This is a genomic window from Vibrio sp. A8-1, assembly GCF_013048685.1.
In the GTDB taxonomy this organism is placed as follows: Bacteria; Pseudomonadota; Gammaproteobacteria; order Enterobacterales; family Vibrionaceae; genus Vibrio; species Vibrio metschnikovii.
The window spans coordinates 1-3143 of record NZ_VHTC01000070.1; the positions used below are offsets into that span (position 1 = coordinate 1).

The 3143-nt window shown below is 37.8% G+C and carries 3 protein-coding genes; all 3 read right to left on the reverse strand.

Going from position 1 to position 3143, the window contains the following annotated elements:
* Positions 1 to 71 precede the first annotated feature (71 nt).
* The 3 genes from FKN93_RS17090 to FKN93_RS17105 all read right to left on the reverse strand — a co-directional run bounded on the left by FKN93_RS17090 (position 72) and on the right by FKN93_RS17105 (position 2980).
* Positions 72 to 971, reverse strand: coding sequence for a hypothetical protein (locus tag FKN93_RS17090; protein ID WP_170905736.1), 900 nt, complete (start codon positions 969 to 971; stop codon positions 72 to 74).
* A gap of 159 nt (positions 972 to 1130) precedes the next feature.
* Positions 1131 to 1904 carry a hypothetical protein gene (locus FKN93_RS17100; RefSeq protein ID WP_157806517.1) on the reverse strand — a complete coding sequence of 258 codons (774 nt, stop codon included), beginning with the start codon at positions 1902 to 1904 and terminating at the stop codon, positions 1131 to 1133.
* 653 nt (positions 1905 to 2557) lie between these two features.
* On the reverse strand, positions 2558 to 2980 hold the full coding sequence (locus FKN93_RS17105) for a VOC family protein (RefSeq protein ID WP_148505464.1): 423 nt from the start codon (positions 2978 to 2980) through the stop codon (positions 2558 to 2560).
* Positions 2981 to 3143 lie beyond the last annotated feature (163 nt).

The window sequence follows — 3143 nt, forward strand, 5'->3', positions numbered from 1 at the left end:
ATGGAAGTTCTGCGGCATTCTGGCTACGCAATAACGAGGAAAGACTTGCTCGTAGCTGCAACCATACTTGCTCAAAATCTATTCAGGTACGGTTGCGCTTTGGGGAAATTATGAGGGGATCCCTCAGTGCTGAGTGCATGCCTACTATCTTTCCCATTTACAGCTGAAACAGCGAAAGCAAGTTCAATACCACCGGATTCAAATTTTATATTTTCCCAAACTTCTTCTTTTTCAATGTTATCTAAATTTGCAAATGTTTTTATACCTACCTTAAAAAGCTCACTATCGTTTGAGCGACCTGAGATTACGGCATCAACTTCTTCTAAAAGTGTTTTTTGTCCGCTTTTAGATTTAGGGAAACCACTTAACATTTCAAGTTCTACGCATGTTAGTGCGCTTTGGGGAGGTTGTTTAACTTTGAGCCCTTTTTCTAGGATTAATCTCAGTAAAACTTGCGCTTCATCACTGGTAATAAACAGCCCTTTATCATAAGCAAAAGACTTACACTCAACTTGAACTTCGCCACCACTAGTTGCTAGATAATCAAATGTCTCATTAGAACCATCCAGATCTTTACTTTCTACTACGTAGCCTTTATCAACAAGATAGAAGTAAGAAAAAACTTCAAACATTAACGCTCTCATGTCATCAGATTCTTTCAGAGCTGATCCAAACCTAGATTTCAAACCATTACGTGTTACATCAGGAAGTGTTTCTAAGTATTCTAGAAATTTTCCACTATAAAAAAGCGCTTCAGCTATTGCTCCTTTCTCATAAGAGTCACACTTTTCAAATGGCTTGGTTTCCCAAAGGAAAAGACCAAAAGCTATCATTCTTTCACCAAACTTATTTATAGCTAGCGCCTTACCATTTTTACCCGACATTTTTGAAATGATTTTCACCCATGGCTTGTCTGGGTATATAGCCAGTAAATGATCATATGCGAATTTATAATAATTTCTTTTATCCATTTCTATCTCAGTAAGATTATTTCTATTGTGAAAGTAGTAATTTAACGCCCTGTTAAGGTGTGAGCAACGCAATACAAAAGCCGCCGCATACCACCTTAATCACTAAAAACAACGCACGGCAAAAATGCCACGCGTTGCGAATCACTCTTAAACAGTTTGTTATAACCGTTGCCCTTTTACATGCTTTAGTACTTTTAGGTAACTATGTAATGCTTGCTCAAGAAAGTGTGCTTTATCCATTTTTTTGTATGGTGCTGTCATGAAATAAATAGCAATAAGCACGTTAACTTTTTGTAGTAGATACTGTCCAAGCTTTTCATATTTTCCGTTGTCAGTATCAGCTAAAGTGTTTGGAATAGTTTTACCATCAGAATACAGTAATTTGTTACGTAAGTTGGCATTTTCCTTTAAGTGCTTAACTGTATCGTTAAACCCTTTTCGTTCCAGAAAGACTACAAGCTCATGGCTAAAGTCATGCAATTCTTCGTTACGAGAAACTCGAAAATTCAGAGGTGGATTCATTTCCATGATCAAATTTTGGTCCTCAATAGTTACTCGAATCCCCAATTTGATTGCATCCATACCATCAACATCAACCCACTCTAGGATGGGAGGGTGGTTTGATACCTTCCTCAAGTCTAACTTGAGAAGTTCAATAATCGAACAAATGTATGGGTAAAGACATTGTTTATGCAGGTGATTGTTTTTATTTAATTCTTTTGCCCCCTCGTAACCATGCTCTTTCAACATCAACAAGATTGCAGTAGCAGCCTCTTCTTCTGCGGTAATAAGCCGGAACACTGACATTTCTGGATCTACACCAGATAGAACCTCTGCTTTTTCAACATGATACATTGCCGATCTTATACATGAACCTGAACCACCTTTTAGGCTTTCAAGTTTTTCTGAAAATTGTTTAATTTCACTAAACATATCGAAATTTCACCAAGGTTATAACGCCCGCTTAAGGGGCTGACAACGCTACTATCAAGTTTCCGCATAACACCGTAACCACCGAAATCAACGCACAATAAAAATGCCACGCGTTGGAAGTCCCTCTTGAAGCGTTTGTTATGCTTTATTACTTATTGATTACATTGAACTTTTACAAAATTCATTTGTTCGCAGCAGTTTAACTCAAAATGACAAACCAGCCTACTTTCAGCAATCATTGTTGTCGATAAGATCCCAAACAAGTTGAAGCGAATTAGCCTGCGGAATCAAGGAGCAAACAACATCAAAGGAAAAGACCTTTCAGCAACAATCGAACCTTTTGCGTACACAATTTATCAGAGCAGAGTTGGCCGACAAAACACAAGCATCGTTCAACTTTTAATCGCCACCAAAAAGAACAATAAACTCATAATATCAATGAATTAGAATACGAAAATTTCTAAATCAGACTAAGTTTTCCCATTAAAATTTATATATTGATTTTGCTGAGGCTCAATAAAGCATAACGCCCAATTAAGTAGCCCGAAACGCTACTACTAACTTTCCGCACAACACCGTAATCACTAAACTCAACGCAAAACGAAAATGCCACGCGTTGAGGGTCTGCTTGAATTGTTTGTTATAACGCAATTCTATGACTTGGATTTTTCACCTAAATACTCGGTAAAACGCAAAAGATAACCATCCGGATCTTGTATCAGAAACTCTTTCTGACCCGATAGTATTTCGCCAATGTCATACCATGTTTCTTTGAGTTCTTTAAACAACTTGATGTCTGCTGCTTGAATGCGCTCATAAATCGAAGATATATCTGACAGCTCAATTTGAAAGTTAACGCCTCTACCAAATGGTGCGACTAAGCTATCCGTAACCCAAGCTTCATCATGAATTTGCTCCAACATGATCTGGATTTTTTCAAGTTCCAAGTAAGCAAAGTCGGGATTATCTCGTTGATTTCTAATCTTAAAACCGAGAACTTCACAATAAAACCTCAGTGATGTAGTGAAGTTTGATACCGACAATTCAGGTACCATCGGATTCCAATATTCGTCCATTTCATTCCTTTATATACGATGAACTCAAATGCGTTATAACGCCGCGTTAAGGGGTGAGCAACGCAACTACCAACTCACCGCATTACACTAAAAACTAATAAAATCAACGCATAACGAAAATGCTACGCGTTGCGAATCCCTCTTTAACGCCTTGTTAGGGCTA